This is a genomic window from Amycolatopsis sp. NPDC004772 (assembly GCF_053601215.1).
This window is the reverse complement of the sequence record NZ_JBSGBK010000012.1, coordinates 109,820-128,309: the sequence shown is the minus strand read 5'-3', so window position 1 is coordinate 128,309 and position 18,490 is coordinate 109,820. Positions and strand designations below refer to the sequence as shown.

The following is an 18,490-nucleotide window of genomic DNA, read 5'->3' as shown; positions in this document are numbered from 1 at the left end:
ATGCCGTATCACGGAGGCGAACGTCTCGCCGGCGAACGGGCCAGTAAACTCGGTCACCTTGACGTGGTACGAAGCCCATTCGTCAAGAGTCTGGTCGAACAGTTCGAATATCCCCAGTCAGACGAGAACGGTCCACCTCCCGCGCCGTGGCAGGAGTTCGATCCAGCTGATTCGACGCCCCTGGGCTCCGTCATCGCTGTTGACGGCTCACTGCAGACCGTCGCATCGACCGACCACCCCGTGCGCGAGTTGTCGTTCGTCAAGACTGCTCTTGTCCGACTCGACAAGCGGGAGTTAGACAAGATCGACAAGCGCATGCCTCACCCAGTGCACATGAAGGCACTGATGCGCGACTGCGCACTACACGCAGCCACTGTGTTCCCCTTGCGAAACATACGAGTTCAAGGGCAATCACACCGGACGTTAGTCCGCAACATCGTGCGGGACTCGTTGAAGATCGAAGCCGACGGACTCGCATATGAAACCCTCAAGTGGCTAGCGTACCGGAAATGGGACTCGACGAAGCATCGATCTCCAGCATTCGGCTGTCCCCACTGCGAGGAACTCTCGGAGGGGCTTGCGTACGACACGGATGAGGGTCCGTGCAGCCACTGTGGCAACGAGGTGTTCGTGTCCGATGTCATCGGATTTCACCTTGAGATGGGTGAAGACTCCGCCCCGGAGAGCTTGGCCACCGCCTACATGAACATACACGAAACTCTGCTGCTGTTCTCAGTAGTCCGTCACTTCTGGGTGCGTAACGACTTCAGCTCGCTGAGCAATCTGCTACTCATCAAAGACGGGCCACTGAATCTACGTGCCCAATATTCCAAGTTCGTGGAACCGATCCGCGCTCTGCTTGCCGAGGCAGTGGCTCGCAAGCATCCGATTCACATCATTGGACAGGAAAAAACTGGATACCTCGTCGATCACCTTGCCGAATTCGCTGCCCTGTCACCGCCGGTCAAGGTCAACGACCTGCCTCGTTACGCCGTACTATCCCACCGATATGTCCGGGAGGAGGTCTACCGGACACCGGAACTGCCCAACCCATACGGATTCCGCACCAACTACGGCGAGAAAATCTTCGTTAAACTCGACCCATACAGTTGGATGGTGCTCAACGCGCCTACCGGCAAGTACCTAAACGACGAAGATAAGCCAGCGTCTATTGATGACCTCATCGACTTCGAGCGAGTTCTCGCAACACTTCCGTCACTAGTCAGCTACCACAACGAGGGGGCACTGATCCCGATCAACCTCGCTAACGGTGTTGCGTCGTTGTCCAGCTATCCCTCTGCTGCTGTCCTGAAGCTGTTCGCTGGCCTGTGATCTAGTTGCACCGAGCGGGGAGGTTGCGATCGTGGCGACAGGCGAGCGAATGATCTTGGCGTGAGGGAGGGCATCCGGGTTCGGGTGCGGATTTCGACCTTTGCACCAGCTGACCTGGAGGCCCTCGTGACCCACGCCCACGCCCCCCAATCCCGAGGGGCAGACTGCGCCCGGCCGCTATCGCAACCACGGCGAAACGGGGATGCTCGACCAGTCCAGCCATCCCCACACCAGCCGCGACAGCTAGTACACGACGCAGGCCACGGACGCCACATCCCCTGGTCGGACGTCAAGGCATTGATCAACTGGCTCGGTTGGCCGGTCGGCACGAAGCTGACGTTCACCTCCAAGTCGACGAACTTCGTCAGCATCGACGACATCCCAGGTGCCCCGGGCTATGAGTTCTGCAGGAAGGGGTCAACAGAGGCAAGCGAGGGGTACTGCGGCGTCTAATGCACGTACTGCCACTTGTCAACGTTAAACCGGGTACCGACTGTTCAGCGAAGCGGCTGGCCAGCTCATCGAGACAATTGATGACAGCAAGTTGAGGCAACCGGCCGTTGCTGGCCTTGCTCCCAGAGACGCTTTTACGCCTCAGTCGACAGTTTGCCTGCAAGGCGATCACCACCCACACGCAGGGGCTTCGGTCACGCCGAAGCCCCGCAAACGCGTCAGGACAAGTAGTCGATCAACCAATCGGCCGCTTTGGCGATATTCCCTACAGCGAAGATCACCTTGACGACCATCAAGATCCGCTTCCACCTCAGGCTTCCTTTGCTTGTCTTATCTGGACTATAATTAGCCTTATCAAAAATCATTTCAATCTCCTTCTTATGAATACCTCCGGATCCAGTGGTTGTTGTCCGTTGGTGCCACACACCTTAGCTTGCCACGCCAGTTAGTCAAGCCGGGAATCTCCCGTCACCGCCCGGACTGAATTAGCTTTGGCATTTGGAAACATTGCATAAAAATCTGACAAAAATTCTACCAGCGTGAATGGAGCAGACTCGACAAGCTCGACAGCTCATGTGACCTTCCGCACAGATCAACTTGGTGGCGCGGCGGCGCTGCTGCCGACCAACAGCGAACCCACCAAAACGAAGTCTCGTCAGGAGACTCTGGTCCATGTTCGGCCGGTATTAGCTGCCGACACCATCCGGTCAGCGGGCTGTGAAGTGATGATTGCCGTCAGCGTTGCCGAGTCAGGGTCGAACCGAAGGGCGAGGCCGAGAGCACGGCACATGTCGGCCGCCGCGATGTCCTCGCGCTGACCCGCGCTGGCTAGCCCAGCCAGCTGGTTCGTCGCGAGCCAGGGATCGACCCGCTGCAGGACAGCATCCTCACGGACGTAGACCGAAGTTGTGCGCAGCGGATCAGCCCCTGAAAGCGGTATCGATGCACCGTACGGCGCGTCCTGCGTTCGATCATGCTGCCGCCACCAGCCTTGGCACGGTGCAGCAGCTGCACCCGAATGAAGTCCGCCACCGAGACGATGCCCGGATGTGCGGGCCGCTCCGAGCGCACAACATCGCCTGGATCAGCTCGCCGGAACCGCACGGCATGGCCGGCGGCCACGTCGTCGGGATCGAGCAGGACGTCGTGCTTCGTCCAGCGGCCAAAGACGGCGTAGCCGGTGTAGCGAGGGTTCTCCAAGATTGCCCGAACCGTGCTGGCGTGCCATCCGTCACCTCGTCGGTGCCGATTCTGCGCCGGACACCTCGCAGACGGGCATTGGATCCCGTCTCGGTCCAAGCCAGCAGCGATCTCACGGTCGGTGTGGCTCTCCAGGTACTCGGCAAAGATTCGTGCCACGACCACCGCCGCGTCCGGATCGAGGTCCAGGACTCGCAGGTGAAGTCCTTCGGCGGCTTTGCGCGGATGCGGGTGCAGCCCGCCGTCGACCACGACATAGCCATAGGGGGCGCGACCACCCTGGTGCCGGCCTTCGTTGCGGACCTGCACGTCCATCGCCGCGCGTACCCGCAGCTGGACGTGCCGACGCTCGGACTCGCTCATCCCTCCGAGCAGGCTCATCAGCATCGCGTGCGACGGGTTCCGTGCTTCGTACCGCCCACCCAGTTCGGGAACCCACAGGTCAACTCCGTACGCTGCCAGTCTTGGCGCAGTCAGGGAGAACTGATTGCCGAACCAACATCGTGTGCCCTCGCCGACCACCACGGCCTTCCACCCACGTCCACGGTCCTTCAGCTCGCACAGGGCTGCGCGGCGGCCGGCCGCCGATGCCACGGTACGGATCGGGACCCGCCGATGTCGAAATACTCAGCGACGATCCTCCCACCTCGCGGTTCGATGAACCGTCGGGCGTTGCCCAGCTGCCAGCCTCGCGATGTCCGCGGATCCTGGTTGTCCTCCGTGGAGCATCGGCCGTAGAAAGCAGTGGCATCCGCGCTCGCTTCAACCGGCTCTGCCGCTCCCCTGCCCCACAACGCATCCAAGGCCGCCCACGGATCCTGCTGGATGCTGCTGGCCACGGCCACCTCCGATCCACGCGGCAGCGCTAACGCACTCGCGGCGACCTCCAGAAGTTCAGTGTCGTCCTGCGGCAACGGCACAGCCGCAAAGTTCACTCCGATGAGTGTCGGTACGCAGTGGTGAGCTCAGCAATCTCGGCTTTCGGCGGGTGACCTAACATCGCGCCTCGTCGGCCGCACGCCGCAGACGTGGCGGCTATCAGACGTCGCAGACTGCCTGTGGCATGATCTGGCCCCGGTTCAGCACTGCGCGCAGGACAGCGCTGGTCAGGAACGTTGCTCAGGACGAACGAGCTGAGAATTCAGCGTCGGAAGGGCGGGATCCCGGGATGCCTCGAGCCAAGCCTGTGGTGCCGGGCCGAACGCACGGCGGGCGGCACGGACGGCCAGGGCAGCAACGGTGGCGTTGGCGCCTCCGCCGATCACAGCGCCGATGCCGAACGGAGCCACCCGGCCAAGGACGATGATGCCTTGCTTGGTGCCGTACTTGGTGACGAAGTTCTTGCCCAGGACGCTGTTGATCTGTTTCAGCGTCGCCGTGGGCACCTTGCTGACGAGCTGGCGGGCCCAGTGCTGACCGGTGCGCTCGGCGACCTTCCCGACGATCGCGTTGGAACCTGACTGGCCAAGCAGGATCCCCATGACCAGCGTCCGCCGGCGTTCGATCTCGTCCAGCCGAACGCCGTGGACCTCGGCCACTGAGAGCACGAACAGGACGCTCAGTTCGAGCGAAGAGAAAGCCTCGCCCGCCGACAACGCCAGTGCGACCCCAGTACCGACGGCGGGCGCGGCCGCAGTGGCCCCGACCGCCGCGCCTGTGCCCGTCAGGGCGCTGACGTACATCCTCTCCAGCGTGCGCACGACCTCCGCCGGTGTCGCCTCCGGGTTGCGCTGACGAGCCCGGGCGATGTTCTTGCGTACCAGCGGCGCTTGCAAACCAATGGCCTTGTCCAGCAGCTCGAGGATCGGCTGCCCCTGCCCGCTCGACGCCGGGACCGATCTTTCCAGGGCATCAGAGGCCACACCGAACTCCTCAAGTCGTCACGTTCCACCCAGTTTCGCACCTGACCGGCCACAACCGTTCGCAGACCCGCCTCGATGACGCCGTTCGAACAGGCACCCCTGCTCGAAGGTGAGCAGAGGTGACGTCGGTGATGCCCCCGAGCTCCTTCTTGGACATCGAGGGCGTGAACCAGCCTTCTCCCCCGGGAACGACAGCCACATGACGCGACTGCGGCGGCGGCCGGGCGGCTCGCCGCTACCGGGCGGCAGGCGTGATCAGGAACGACCCTGAGTGCTACACGAGGGTAACCAACCGACTTCGCCAGGGTGTTTCTTACCGCCTGGGGGTGAGGCCCAGAAGATGCTGCGTGGCCCCCTGTTGCACCAGGGAGCCACGCGGGTTGTCCGATTGCTCGCTTGCGACACAACAAATAGGACGTCGTGACTGTACAACCAGATAATGGCAAGAAGCTAGACAACGATGCACCCGATCGGGTCAAGATTGTCACAAGAAAGGCCGATGCGCCTGAGCCGCGGCGAATCGCTTCCCGCGAGGAGATGCTGGCAGCCGCCGATCGCGTCATGATCCGCCGCGGGCTAGGGCGCCAGCGTCGTCGTACCAGCGACAACTGGTTGTGCCTGGCAATGACCATCCTTGCAGGCTGGGCGCAGACCATGCGCGTGTGCCTGCTGCTCGCGGTGGGTGGCGGCATCATCATTGCTGTGTTTATGACGACTGCGCCGGCGGTCGGAACGTCCCTCAGCACGCTTGTTGGCAGCTTCAGTCTTCTCGGCGCGTGGGCAATGCGGCCTCGACGCGGCCGAGTGCCGAGCCTCTGATCGAACTGCGGCCCAGGGTCGCGCAGTCATTGCTCGTACGAGACCAGCAAACGGGTGTGCGACCCCACTTAACCAGACGGGGCGTAACACGCTCTTGACTCCGTACGAATTACAGGAAGAGAGGAGCACTAGTGTAACAGTGACCGAACGCGCGCACCTTCCACCCCGATCTCGATCGGCGTGACAATTGGCCGTCAATAGCGCTTATCCAAAGACTTCACCCGGTCGATAAGTTCCTTCCCGCCCTGCTCCGGCGACCACTTGATGACCTCGAGTTGCCCCCTCGGCGCGTCCCTACGAGCCTGCTCCGCCGAGTTTGTGAGCCTATTCGATGTCACAAGGACAACCAAGTCGTCCGTCATATCCGCCAGATCCAGTAATTCTTGCACAATCATCGAAGGAATGGGGGTTTTGAAATACCTAGGAACGACCCTTAAGCGACCATAGCCGGCACCCGGCGTGCGTATTACTAGCCGACTTTGATCCGATTCGCTATCCACCTTGAAGCTGCTCACCAAAGCGTCTCGGACGGCGTCGCGATATACATCTTCTGCGCTCAACTCAGGATCTACGTTGGCTGCGTCTTTTTCCGCCAAGAAGTCGTCGCGTACAGAGATCATTGAGGCAGCGATGCGGTCCTCGGCCTCATCAACGCTATGACTCATCAACTCGTCAGTCAAGATACGCTGCATCACTACGAGAGGAGCGATCAGCAGTATGGTCGAGCCAATCTGCAGAAGGACCGCCTGCGTAAACTCCGAGGTGAACCCAGCGATCCCGATCATAAGGATCCCCAACCCGACAGAAGACCAAGCCAGAACGGCTGCTCGTCGAGTGGACCGGACCCTCCATGATCTCACGATGTACTTCCGCAAGCCAGACCACATAGAACCAACCTAGCCTAAGAACTACACGATACCCCTAGGCCAAACCAGTGACATCATGCCGTCAGGCAGCCAGCACACGCGCTTAGCTCAAACCGAAATTAGGAGATACCTCAAAGCACGTTCGCACTCATGCGAATCGAACTTGCCAGCTTCACCATTCTGACTCCCCAAGTCTACGCCGAGGTCGACCAAATAAACAGATCCGTGGTCCACACGAAAATCGGACCAGCCAAAAATCGGCCGGAACCCGAGCGCATAGATGCGTTCGATAATAGAGCGAACCTGACCAACCAATAGCTCATACTGGAGCTGATCTACACGCTTTAGCGACCGTAACTGCTCGACGGCCACATCCGGGATATAGTCAATAAGAAGAGTCCCGTTCAAAACGGCGTAGACATTCGGTACCTGAACACCACTGGCCCGCACATACTCGTGATGCTGAAGATACAGCCCTGTAGCAGCCTGTACCGTTTGCGTACCAACAGTTGGCACTAACGCCTTCAGTAAATATGACCGAGCCTGGCCGGCACCCAGGACATCGAAGGCATAGGTGTAGGATTCACCACCACGTCGTGCCCATTCAAATCGCTCCTGGATAGTCGCATCTGAGACCGATTCGCCTGGCATCAACTTTGCTAAGGCTTCGGAGAGGTCCGATACGGAGAACATCGCGCAAAGTTCTGAACTGAGCGACCATCCCATGGGACTCACATGCCTTCGATGTCCTAAGAACCCGCACTAACTGACTATTGCTCGTCCGCGGCGTAAATGAAGTCGTGCAATGGATGCTTGACAGCGAGGACTTCTCCCTCTGCAAAGAAGCGCTTGACCTCCGCCGCTGCCGACTCGGCCGAATCAGAAGCGTGCACGAGGTTGCACTGGACGCTTACAGAGTACTGACCCCGTGCCGTACCAGAAGCCGCCTCACGTCCGTTCGTCGGGCCAACGACCCGTCGAACGACTTCAACAGCATCGACACCCTCCCAGCACTGCACAAGGACAGGGAGCGAACTCATGAATCGCGCAATACGCGGAAAGAACGGACGATCAGCCAGATGAGCATAGTGTTCTTGCAAGAGGCTGTCGTCTAGCATCATCAGTTTACACCCGACCAGCAACAAACCTTTCTGTTCGAACTCGGAGGTCAACTGACCGAGCAGCCCTCGCGCGTACGCGTCCGGCTTAAGAAGAACTAGAGTGCGCTCCACCTAAACTCACCTTCTGGAAAGACTGCGGCAGTCCTAAAAACTACCAGTGCTATTAAACCTGTTGTTCTCGCGCCATTCATCAATCTTGATGCTCGGTTCAAACTGCTCGAGAGCAGCTAGCAGAGCCTGTTCGGCGGACTGACCCTTCCCTTGCCCAGCCAATATAACATTGACAATGTTCCTCATCTCACCGTGCGTCGCCCACTCTAGCTTGTCTCTCTCCTCTCCACGGTCAGCGGACGTCGACAGGCGCTTCAACGCAGAATCAAGCTCCACAACGAAAGTCTCGGAAGCCTCCGCGCCTGGCGTTGCTTGCGCTTCCGCAACACCGTCAATCGTCTGGCGCACCTTCTCGTCAAGACACGCCGGCAGAACCTCTAGGATAAGATCAAATCTTCCGAATCTTCGCGCGGCTTCGTCGATCTGCGGGAAGTGATTTGTCGCCACGAAGAACAGAGATTGCGCCCGATCGTGCAGATCTTGCAGCTTAGGCAATAGTGCCGTCGTCAGCAATCGCTGCTCAAAGCTGGAGTCACCTGCACCCTGCAGAGACGATCGCCGATCACGCATTAATTCTTCCATCTCGTCGAAGAAAATGACGGTATCGCGAGTTTCTCGAAGGTCGGAAAAAATCTTGCCGATCGTCGTCGGGAGCGAATGAAGGCCCTCACTTGCAAAATCGCTTGGATCCAGCACGACTACTGGCCAGCCTAGGTATCGTGCTATCGACTTAACAAGAGATGATTTGCCAGTTCCGGGCGGGCCAAATAAAATTGCCGAACGAGCCCGAAGCTCCGAGTCGCTGCTAAAAGAAAGGGAGTACTCTGGGCCATTTGGATGAAGTCGCAAAGGCTCAAGCATTACCTTCCGCAGAACGTCACCAAGAAGCGGCGAGCTCGTCCGAGCAGAACGCGTCCTCGATCGGACTTCTGGCTGATAGAAGCGGGTGAATATATCGAGACTTGGCACACCGCCTGGACTGCCGCGGTATTTTTTTAGCAGAGAGGACGTTATCTTGAAGTCCAAGTACCGTTCGTAACGGCGCAAGAAAGCGTAAACTTCCGCTGTAGCCCACGATTCAGGTGATTTTGACTCAGTCCGATGTCCGGACCGCCAACTGGATGTGCGATCGAACTGATCGTTATGCACATTACGTTCGACCCAGGCGAGCGAACATTTGAACGCCTCATCAAACGGTGCAAGCTCGGCGTAGCTCTTGCGAAACTCAGATAATAGTGTGGTCAGCAGCTCAAAGGAAAAGCAATAGGCGTCTCCTCTGTCCTTCCAGACAAAGAGCGGTTCTTTCTTCTCCCATACGCCACGTGGCAGTTGAACCTTCTTGAGTTGTTCCAATGCATAGGCGACAACATTCGGACGCAGCTGCGCTGAATTGAACGCGATCTGAATCACGAGGTTGTATGCCAACTGGAAAGCGTCAGATTCTTCTTCGTCTTGAGCACTAAGAAGCGCCAACTGTCGATCAAATTCGTGACGAGACCACTCAACGAGGGCAGAGTCTGGCAATATTGCAACATCAACTGCTCGCGCCGCTGCCAAAACCCAATAACTCAGATACCCATTCGGCGGAAATTCTCCGAGCGGTACACCTGGCTGCAGAAGCAGATCCCGCAGTCGCTCGGTGCACGCCTCCCAGATCGACTCATCCCTACCAATTCCGATATCGCCGAATATGGGAACCAACTGCCCAAGAGTGAAAGCATTCAGACTCGGCAGACCTGCCGTCGTGAGCGTACCTTCTTCAAAACGTCGACGAATCTCTGCAGCTAGCGGCTCGAAGTCAAGATGAGCCCAGTTCCGTTGATTGCCTAGCCTCAGTGAACGCACACAGGTCGCCGTGCTGGCGAGACTGACACGCGACCCTGGCTCAGGTTTGCTTCTGGTCAGATTGGCGAAACCTCTTATCCTCCGCTTGCTGCCGCGAAGAGGCTCGGCCTGCTGTTCCTCAATCGCAAAGTGCATAACTGAGGGCCAGTGACGTTCAAGCAACTTCTGGACCCGACGTCGAACCGCATAGAGTTCGACAAGTTGCGACTCAGCACTCGCCAATTGATGATCCATCGGTAGCCTGACCTAGTCACTAGTGGAGCTCAATGAGGCCGTCGACAACATTAAGATTACTCGGCACAAGCCACTTAGCGTTGAGCGCTTCTGCAACGCACAATGCCACAGCGTTCGAGGCGACCGCTCCTGCCAGCCAACCCGCCTGCAGGCGGGTTTTCTTCATGATCCACTTAGGAGATTGCCGATAGAACTCCTCAGCGAACTGCTTAAAGTCAGATACAGCGATTCGCGATACATGCGAGTTGCTAATGAAATTCGTTTCCAACTCCACCTGGCAACGAAGCAGAAAGTCGAGTTCGCCTCCGGTGTGGAAGAGGTACTCACAAGGAGATCCTATTCCGTACTTTAGATTAAGGCGCTGCCGAACCTCGTCTTTTAGCCTCTCCCACTTAACTTCTTCCCAAGGAGCATCCCAGGGCATTGAATGGATCAAGTCCTTAGTGCCAACATCGAATAGTGCGTATTCGGGGGCGACACCGTTGACATTCGTGATAATTTGAGTAGACGACCCGCCAAGATTGAGAGCGGCCACGCTATCGTCCGTGAACACTGCAGCCTTGACAGCTGCTCCCACGGCCTTCGCTTCGTCCTCTTGCGTCAGCACACGAGGCGCGACCCCCAGAATACCCTTGACAAGAGAATCAACATCTGCAAGATTGTCAGCGCGCCTGAGCGATTCCGTCCCAACAACTATTGTTGTATCAATATTCAACGTTGAGATCTTGTCAGCGAATTTGCGCAGAAATTTGTCCATCTCTTTCAGTTTTTCACTAGAGACGGAGCCTGTTGCCCGCACACTATCTGCAATGCCGATTGACTCACGATCGGGCTCATCCAGGCGAATCGCGCGCTGCCCAACACGAAAAGCGGAGAATTTCAGCGAATTTGAACCGATATCTACAACGGCCATTCTGCGCATGGAATCCTGCTCGCTAAATTCAGTTGACTGCAGTAGCTTTGCTACTATACTCGGGACTTCAGATACATCGTCGACTTCGATTTCGAGAAACTCCCCCTTCGAAGGCAAGCGGTCTCGATGCTTCGCAGGTAGCGCGATAGAAGTTTGGAGTGTACTCGCCTCCTGCCCCTTGGTGCGGAACCAGACCATGGAGACACCCTTTTCTCTTGCCATCCAGGTCAACTCGATCGGCACTCCGCGCGAGGCGCCAAGAACAGCGCAAATCAGCTCGGACGTCTCAACGTGTCGCAGACATAGCGTGCCGATTGCGCGAGGCTCATAGTAAGTCTCACCCCAATTACCTTCGTCTCGATGAGGCAAGCACGTGGTCCAACCGTCAGCAAGGAATTGAGCTTCTATATCTTCGAGAAACTTAATGTTAGCCTCTGATTTTAACACGCCATACGCCCGGCCCTCGACGTCAGAATCGCGCGTTGAGAGGCTTCGAAATGGTGCGGCAATGTATACTTTCTTCGGCTTCATTGGTAACCTTGCTTGTTAGTTTAACTTCCTGTTTACAGGATAGCATTCCTCGCCAGAAGCGCAAATTTCAGGGTGCGCAGGTCTAGGATCGGAGTCCACAGGTGAGACGCGATGACATCGCGAGCAGGTGACCCGACCTCCGGTTTGTCACTCTCGGTAACACCATTGCTTCCATGCGTCATATGGCCCGGTAGGACGCCGTTGGTCCAACCATAGCAGCCGCGTGGACCGGAGCGCACCTGCGGGAATCGCGTGCTCGCCGCAGCGGGTCAATGACCGTCAGGACTGAACCGACTTGGCAACTTCTCCGTCCAGAACCCACACAAACGCCACACCAGCTCGCGGGAAAACCCAGCCCTCGAAGCCGACGTCGATCGTCCGCGCCGGCGCCGTCTTCGGCGACCGCTCGACCCGCGACACATCTGGACTCGCGAAGTAGTCGACGACATTGACCTGGCGGACGTCGACTTGACCATAGTCCAGCTGTAGGTGCACACCCTTCGTCGGCCGCGGCAGGTCGAGGAACAAGAGGTGGCCATGCCGCTGGATGAGAACGCGGTAGGTGTACGAGACCATGACTTCGTCGCCGCTGGTAGCGGCTTTGCCGAGCGCGACGGTGTAAACCTGAGCGCCCAGGCGCTCGGCGCGTCTGATAGGACGCTGCTTCCCATCAATGCTGAACTGAACGAGCTCGAACGCCTCGGTGCTCGCAGGATCGACCGGCGACGTCTTACCGATGTACCACTGACCAGCCACCGTCGGGTCACGTAGCAGTTCCCGGTACTCCGCCTGATCGGATACGCAGGCGAAGCGCATCGTTGGACTGGCTGGTCGGACGTGGTACTCCCATCGGATTGTGGCCACGAACATCGAACCCTCGCCAGTCGAAGGGCCTGTCGTCCAGGGGCTCAGCGAGGCTGATACGTCAACATCGCGCCATCTCTCCGGCGAGCGGATGACCTGTTCGCGCAGGTCAGCGTAGACATCCCCTGCTAGCGCCTGGTCGTCGAGCCGAAGTCCAATCGCGTTGGTCGCGATGCGGTCGAGTGTCTCGTCCGACGCGATGTTCCGCATCGTCTCGGGCTCGAACGCGAAGCTGTGCAGCACGGTGTCGCGGATGGCCGGCGCTTCCTTCCGGATCGCGTCGCGCAGCAGCGCCTTCATGCGCTCTGCGCTCGCCTCGCGGTTGTAGTACTCGAAGATGACGGCGATAACACCGGCACTCAGCAGCACGCTACCGACTTCACTCGTCGGCCAGCCCACAAGCCAGCTCAGGACGGGGATCGCACCGACCCGGTGCGACACGACGATCAGGGCGATACCGAGGAGCGCAGTCACCAATCCGGCGAGCCGGAGCTTGGTCTTGTAGAACTGGTCGAGGAGGTGGTTCATCTGCCACTTATTGTACCAGTATTTGTATTCTTGTTGAATAGCAAAGCGAGAGCCCTGGGCGAGTACAGCGCCCAGGGCTCTCGCTTCATGCGTGGCTACCAGGTCACGTGTCGCCGCCACCACCGCCACCCATTGGGGCCTTATTCATCGGTTCACCTCCTTCGGCACGCCGGCCGCGGGAATGACTCCGGCCGGACCGCGGCCGACAATATCCGATTTTGGGATATTAGCAAGCAGCGCGGTCGTCTTGGCCCGTGGACAAGTCGATCTACTCTGCGGACTACCGGCGGCTGTGCGTGCTCCTCCGCGAGCTGCGTGACGAGGCCGGCCTAACGCAGGTGCAGGTCGCCGAGCGTCTCGATGAGCCACAGTCCTTCGTGAGCAAGTACGAGGCTGGCGAACGCCGGATCGACGTCGTCGAGCTGCGCCAGATCGTGGACGTGCTCGGCATCGACATTGTCTCGGTCATCCAGCGCCTCTGGCCAGCTGCTTCAGCCTAAAACTCCTGGTCAGCCGCGAGCCGCATCTCCGGCCTCGGACTCCAGCTCGGCGTAGGCGACGGCGCCCGACGTCCGCGCCGCGAGCGACTTGTCGAGCTGCGACCAGAGGCGCGGCTTGAGCAGTGACTTCGCTTCAGCCGGTGTCACGAACCGCAGTTCAGCGAGTTCCTCGTCGGTCAGACGCAGGTTCGCCACCGCTGCGTCGTCGAGCTGGCCGCCGTCGAAGATGAACACCAGCTGGTCGTCCCACGGCCCGTGCGGCGGTACCCACTCGACCACGAGCAGCCTGCCAACGGTCAGCGTCAGACCCAGCTCTTCGCGGAGCTCTCGCTCGGCGGCGATCCGTGGCGGCTCGTTCGCTTCGACCATTCCGCCGGGGAGGTCCCAACCTTCTTTGTAGGTGGGATCCACCAGGAGGACGCGGCCGGCCTGGTCGGTGATCAGGACGTCGGCGGCGACCCGCTTCCGCGCCTGCTTGGCATTGCCTTCGGCCAGGTAGGCGAAGCGAGCAGGATCGTTGTCAGTCACACCGGCCACGCCATGTCTGCTTCCGAGGCAGCTGCAGGTTGCAGAACATGACTGCAGTCTGCCAGGAACAGCTGCACTTCGGGCACTGAGCGGTGCGGCATGAGGGCCGTCTTGAGGTCCGTAAGTCGGCTGCGGACGCGGCTCGAGGTGAGCGACCCGAGGGCCGTGCACACCTCGCGGCCGAGCGACGCCGCCTCGTCAATCTCGCCGCCACCGACGAGCACCTCGGCGAGCGTCAGCTGCCCGAACGCCCGGCTGCGCACCCGGTCGCCGACGCGCAGCTCAAGCACGCGTCGGGCCTGCCGTTCCGCCTGCCGCCGGTCCCCTAAAGCGTCGTAGCAGAGCGCCGCTTCACCGGCGAGCGAGGCTTCGTCGAACTGACTGATCCACTCCGCCGGTGTGTCTTCGTGTAGCCGCTCCAGCACGCGTTCCGCATCCATCAGGGCACGGCGGCTGGCGTCCAAGTCGCCTTGCATGGCGAAACCACGGGCGGTCATAGCGTGCAGTCGGGCTGTCAGCCGCTGCCGACCGGGCCCACGCTGGGCGTGGGTCAAGCCGATCTGAGCGATCCGAACGGCATCCTCGGCCTGGTGGAGCTGGCCAGCCAGGTGGCTCATGCTGGCAGAGATGTTGGCGAGGAGCGCCGGGTGGTCCGCGGCTTTCACGAGCCGGTACGACTGGCTGAAGTGCCGTTTGGCCTGTTGGTCACGGCCGCTGTCATGAGCCATCCAGCCGGCGATCTCTGTCAGCGACGCGGCCGCCTCGAATAGGCGCTCGCCCAGGACGTCGCTGGCCGGATCGAAGAGCCGCGGGCTGATCTCGGTCTGCAGGTAGCTGACCACGGTCGAGTAGATCCGGCCGCCGCCGACCTTCCGGTCCGCAACCTGGAATGCCGTGGCCATGGCCTGAATGGTGGCAACCTCTCCTTCGCCAGCTTGTGGCTTGTTGCGGAGGTCGACCGCCGTGGAGACCGAGCTGACGCGCAGTAGTTCCTCGAGGCGGTCCGCGCTGACGTTCAGAACAGCGGCCAACTTGGGTCGTTTGTACGGCAGGGGCTCGGTCTTCCCAGATTCCCAGTTGCCGACCGTCTTGACGTCGACGCCAAGCACCTCCGCGAGCGTCTCCTGGGTGTAGCCGGCCGCTCGCCGTGCCCGTGCCAGTCCGTCGCGTTTGGCGACCATGCGTACCCCTCCGTGTGCGGTCCGCGCCGCCCGGCCACATTACCGCAGGTCAGGCCTTGTGGTTGCTGGTCTCTTTCGTCAATTTTCCCGATCTTTGCCCTGGGATCCCCTCGGCGCATCGCCCAAGGTCAAAAGCGGCATCCGGCGTCGAGGTGGGCGTCCTTCGCAGAGGTACCACTGATCGCTTCCCCGCCGATCAGGCGAAGCCCTCGGCGTCGGATGTCGTCCAAGATCGACGACGAGACGGACGGAGCGGTCATGATGGCCGTACGAACGATCGACTTGCGCAATGGCCCACGACTGTCCTGCACGTGGCAACGACGGCTGAACCGGCTGCCGACGTTCAACGAGCGAATCCCACAGCCGACGCAGCTCTACAGTCTGATCACCCTGACGTTCGTACTGCACGAGCCAGATCCCGCCACGGGTGATTGCGCCTGCTGCGAGTCGGCATGGCCATGCGAGACCGTTCGGCTGGCCTACCGACTGCGCGAAGGCTTCTAGAGATCGTGACCGCCGTCTTCACCAGTTTCAGCGGTTCTGGCACTTCCTCAAAGAGCGCGGTCTCGCCGCGACGCCGGCCGAGACATTACGACCGGTGCCTGGCTACATCCGCTCGCCGGAACCGGAGCCGAGGTATGACGATGATGACAGGACTCTCACTTGAGGACCTCTTCACCGAGCTACGCCGCCGCAAGTGGACGCTCTACCTCTTCGGCCGACCGGACGCGCCGGACCTGTACGCCGCGACGTTCCGTTGGCCGACCTGCGCCAATGTCCTCATCATCCGCGACGAGCACGGTGCCACCGCGTACCGGACACCGAGCTTCCCCGGGGACGGACGTCTTCCGCCCGTCGGTGGTCTTCTGGCAGTACGGCGCGGACCCGCTGTGGACCCTGCGGGCCGTGCTCACGATCGGAGCGCCAGGCCACGCCGACGCCCCCTTCCAAGTTCTTGCCCCCGCATTGGGCTCCGGGGTTCCCCCCGAACTCGGTCGGCCGGTCACGATCCGACCAGTCGGCCTCATCCAAGACCCCACGCCGAACACGACGTGGCGATAGCGAAACGGAGAAGTAGAGCATGACGACCCGTATGTCACTCACCGACGCGGACGAGCGTTTTGGACTCGGAGTCCTCCGGGGATTTGTTCCGACGGCCGAGCCCGTCTCGGACACGGAGAGCACCCCATTCGGTCTGACGCTGCGGACCGCCCCCGCCTCTCGCAACGTCGTGGTCCTGCGCACTGGAACCGGTGCCACGATGGCCACCGAGAGCGTGACCGAACAGTCCACCGACGGCCAGGACGAGGGCGACACCCGCTACGACGTCGCCAACGACATCTGACGCCACCGACGAAAGACGAAGAAGGACTCGCTAACACCATGAACCCCAAATCAGACCCCGCCACCGGCACCGTGCTGGTACTGACGGAGCCGACAGATACGTCAGCCGATCTCGTCGTCCGAGAGCTGGAGCGCCGGAACGCACCAGTATTCCGGGCGGACACCGGCGACTTCCCGCTCTCGCTGAGCGTGAGTGCCTGGTTTGACGGCTCCTGGGACGGCGAGATCCGCAGTCCGGACGGCTCGGTCGGCCTGCGCGACATCCGCAGTGTGTATGTCCGCAGGCCGACGGCATTCACCTTTCCGCCGTCGATGAACGACGCCGAGCAACGATTCGCTGCGCGAGAAGCCCGGCGAGCAGTGGGCGGGCTACTCATGAGCCTGCCCTCTTGCTCGTGGGTGAACCATCCGTCAAAGGCGGCAGACGCGGAGTACAAGCCGCTGCAGCTCGCCACTGCCACGACGTGCGGGTTGGCCGTACCGCGCACCGCCATCACGAACGTTCCCGGTGATGCCGCTGACCTCAGCGATCGCCTGGGCGGCCCGGTCGTCTACAAGACGCTCTCGGGCGCCTCGGTTCCCGATGGCGAGCGAGTGTCACTCGTCTACGCGACACCGGTCACGGTCGCGGACATGTCCGATGACCGGGTTGCGCTCACGGCGCACCAGTTCCAGGAGCGCGTACCGAAGGTCCGAGACGTGCGGGCGACGGTGGTCGGCAAGCGCGTGTTCGCGGCAAACATCCTCGTGGACGACGGGACCGCCGACGAATTGCTCGACTGGCGCGCGGACTATCAGGCACTGCGCTACGAACCGGTGAGCCTTCCGGAAGGCGTCGAGTCGGCGCTCTTGAAGATGACTGAGCAACTCGGGCTGACCTTCGCCGCGGCCGACTTCGTCGTCACCGCCGACGACACCCACTACTTCGTCGACTTGAACCCCAGCGGACAGTGGGGCTGGATAGAGGACGCGACGGCCCTCCCCATCGCGGACGCGATCGCCGCCCTACTCACAGGAGAAGATCAGTGACCAACGTGATCGAGCAGGACAGCGGCCTCAGTGAGCTGGCCGTCAGCCTCAACCACGCCCTCATCGAGCGCCTCACGGCCTCCGAAAAGCTTGTCACGCGCGCATGGAGGACGGCGTTCGAGGACGTTCCTCGCCACCTGTTCGCGCCGCGGTTCACCCTGCCGGACAACCTGGGCGGTCACGCCCTGGACATCGCCGACAGCGCCCACCGGATGGAGTGGCTGCGCGCGGTCTATCACGATGAGGCGCTCCTGACGATCTTCGACGAGTGCGACATGGCGACGACGTCGTGTTCGGCGCCATCAGTCGTGGCGATCATGCTGGAGGCCAGCCAGGCGACCGAAGGGGACGCCGTGCTGGAGATCGGTACCGGAACGGGCTGGACTGCAGGCATGCTTTCCCACCGTCTCGGGTCGGATGCCGTCACCTCCGTCGATATCGACCCGCGGTGCGTCGCCGAGGCCCGGGAACGCCTGGATCACCTCGGCTTGAACCCGACGCTCGCGGTCGCGGATGGCTACCTCGGCTACCCGACACGCGCGGACTACGACCGGATTATCGCCACAGCGTCCCTGCGGAGGGTGCCCCCAACCTGGCTGCGCCAGGTCCGGCCCGGCGGCACGATCCTGACCGATCTGCGCGGCGACTTCGCCGGCAACCTCGCCCGCCTCACCGCGAACGAGGACGGGTCCGCGAGTGGCCGCTTTCTGCCGGAGCGGGCAAACTTCATGCCGCTTCGCAGCGACGAGGAGCACCTCGACGAGCTGCCCGGCCTGGCATCTCGCGCCGTCAGCGCTCCGGGCGCACCTCGGCGGACCGACCTCGGCCCTGCCGCCCTCCGAAAATGGGAGTTCGCCTTCCTGGCACAGCTGTCGATGCCCGGAGCGCGAGCTGGCCGGATCAGGATCAAGGGCGGCCCGATGTACTTCTGCCTGACAGACCCGCGCAGCGAGTCATGGGCGCGCGTTGATGTAGATGCCGACGAAGCCGAGCGCGAAGTCACACAGGGTGGAGACCGACGCCTCTGAGACGAGCTGGAGACCGCATACGAACTTTGGGCCCGTCTGGATCAGCCAAGTCCCGTGGACTTCACGATCAAGATCTCGCCGGACGGTAGCCAGACCGTGACCCTCCCTGCCACCGATAAGCAGTGGTCTCTGCCCTTGTAGCCGCTCTGGCTCGAAGCAGCGTAGAACGCGCCATAGCCGTTGGGCTTGAATCCTGCAGGT

16 protein-coding genes are annotated in these 18,490 nt (G+C 61.0%); 6 read left to right on the top strand and 10 right to left on the bottom strand.

The window, feature by feature from the left end; genetic code table 11:
- Positions 1-1,332: a hypothetical protein gene (locus ACWEF6_RS10685; protein WP_449682698.1), complete on the top strand. Its 1,332-nt coding sequence runs from the start codon at positions 1-3 to the stop codon at positions 1,330-1,332.
- Positions 1,333-2,613: 1,281 nt separating this feature from the next.
- Here the strand turns inward: ACWEF6_RS10685 and ACWEF6_RS10680 are convergent.
- On the bottom strand, positions 2,614-3,510 hold the full coding sequence (locus tag ACWEF6_RS10680; protein WP_449682697.1) for a recombinase family protein: 897 nt from the start codon (positions 3,508-3,510) through the stop codon (positions 2,614-2,616).
- A 581-nt stretch (positions 3,511-4,091) separates the two neighbouring features.
- The gene (locus ACWEF6_RS10675) at positions 4,092-4,847 is read right to left on the bottom strand and encodes a hypothetical protein (RefSeq protein ID WP_449682696.1); all 756 of its coding nucleotides are present in this window, start codon (positions 4,845-4,847) and stop codon (positions 4,092-4,094) included.
- A gap of 420 nt (positions 4,848-5,267) precedes the next feature.
- On the opposite strand from ACWEF6_RS10675, the gene ACWEF6_RS10670 reads away from it, so the two are divergent.
- On the top strand, positions 5,268-5,666 hold the full coding sequence (locus ACWEF6_RS10670) for a hypothetical protein (RefSeq protein ID WP_449682695.1): 399 nt from the start codon (positions 5,268-5,270) through the stop codon (positions 5,664-5,666).
- Positions 5,667-5,860: 194 nt separating this feature from the next.
- Here ACWEF6_RS10670 and ACWEF6_RS10665 read toward each other — a convergent pair whose 3' ends face one another.
- From ACWEF6_RS10665 to ACWEF6_RS10640, 6 genes are all read right to left on the bottom strand, one after another.
- Positions 5,861-6,451 carry a hypothetical protein gene (locus tag ACWEF6_RS10665; protein ID WP_449682694.1) on the bottom strand — a complete coding sequence of 197 codons (591 nt, stop codon included), beginning with the start codon at positions 6,449-6,451 and terminating at the stop codon, positions 5,861-5,863.
- A 189-nt stretch (positions 6,452-6,640) separates the two neighbouring features.
- A complete protein-coding gene (locus ACWEF6_RS10660) occupies positions 6,641-7,225 on the bottom strand; it encodes a hypothetical protein (RefSeq protein WP_449682693.1) in 585 nt (194 codons plus the stop codon).
- Between the two features lie 77 nt (positions 7,226-7,302).
- A complete protein-coding gene (gene ndk / locus ACWEF6_RS10655) occupies positions 7,303-7,764 on the bottom strand; it encodes a nucleoside-diphosphate kinase (RefSeq protein WP_449682692.1) in 462 nt (153 codons plus the stop codon).
- 33 nt (positions 7,765-7,797) lie between these two features.
- Positions 7,798-9,843 (bottom strand): ATP-binding protein, encoded by a 2,046-nt coding sequence (locus ACWEF6_RS10650; protein WP_449682691.1) that lies wholly within the window; start codon positions 9,841-9,843, stop codon positions 7,798-7,800.
- 19 nt (positions 9,844-9,862) lie between these two features.
- Positions 9,863-11,287 (bottom strand): Ppx/GppA phosphatase family protein, encoded by a 1,425-nt coding sequence (locus tag ACWEF6_RS10645; protein WP_449682690.1) that lies wholly within the window; start codon positions 11,285-11,287, stop codon positions 9,863-9,865.
- Positions 11,288-11,566: 279 nt separating this feature from the next.
- Positions 11,567-12,679 (bottom strand): hypothetical protein, encoded by a 1,113-nt coding sequence (locus tag ACWEF6_RS10640; RefSeq protein WP_449682689.1) that lies wholly within the window; start codon positions 12,677-12,679, stop codon positions 11,567-11,569.
- Between the two features lie 254 nt (positions 12,680-12,933).
- Between ACWEF6_RS10640 and ACWEF6_RS10635 the strand changes: the two genes are divergently transcribed.
- On the top strand, positions 12,934-13,179 hold the full coding sequence (locus tag ACWEF6_RS10635; RefSeq protein WP_449682688.1) for a helix-turn-helix domain-containing protein: 246 nt from the start codon (positions 12,934-12,936) through the stop codon (positions 13,177-13,179).
- A 9-nt stretch (positions 13,180-13,188) separates the two neighbouring features.
- Here ACWEF6_RS10635 and ACWEF6_RS10630 read toward each other — a convergent pair whose 3' ends face one another.
- Together ACWEF6_RS10630 and ACWEF6_RS10625 are read right to left on the bottom strand one after the other, a co-directional pair.
- On the bottom strand, positions 13,189-13,716 hold the full coding sequence (locus ACWEF6_RS10630; RefSeq protein WP_449682687.1) for an NUDIX domain-containing protein: 528 nt from the start codon (positions 13,714-13,716) through the stop codon (positions 13,189-13,191).
- Positions 13,704-14,888, bottom strand: a complete 1,185-nt coding sequence (locus ACWEF6_RS10625; RefSeq protein ID WP_449682686.1) for a helix-turn-helix domain-containing protein — start codon at positions 14,886-14,888, stop codon at positions 13,704-13,706. Before ACWEF6_RS10625 ends, ACWEF6_RS10630 begins: the two co-directional genes overlap by 13 nt.
- A gap of 1,081 nt (positions 14,889-15,969) precedes the next feature.
- On the opposite strand from ACWEF6_RS10625, the gene ACWEF6_RS10620 reads away from it, so the two are divergent.
- Genes ACWEF6_RS10620 through ACWEF6_RS10610 form a run of 3 tightly spaced genes read left to right on the top strand, consistent with a single transcriptional unit; the run spans position 15,970 to position 18,289 of the window.
- Positions 15,970-16,233: a hypothetical protein gene (locus ACWEF6_RS10620; protein ID WP_449682685.1), complete on the top strand. Its 264-nt coding sequence runs from the start codon at positions 15,970-15,972 to the stop codon at positions 16,231-16,233.
- Between the two features lie 38 nt (positions 16,234-16,271).
- Positions 16,272-17,261, top strand: a complete 990-nt coding sequence (gene tgmB / locus ACWEF6_RS10615) for an ATP-grasp ribosomal peptide maturase (RefSeq protein WP_449682684.1) — start codon at positions 16,272-16,274, stop codon at positions 17,259-17,261.
- Positions 17,258-18,289 (top strand): methyltransferase domain-containing protein, encoded by a 1,032-nt coding sequence (locus ACWEF6_RS10610; protein WP_449682683.1) that lies wholly within the window; start codon positions 17,258-17,260, stop codon positions 18,287-18,289. The genes tgmB and ACWEF6_RS10610 overlap by 4 nt, the downstream gene beginning before the upstream one ends.
- The last annotated feature ends 201 nt before the right edge of the window (positions 18,290-18,490 follow it).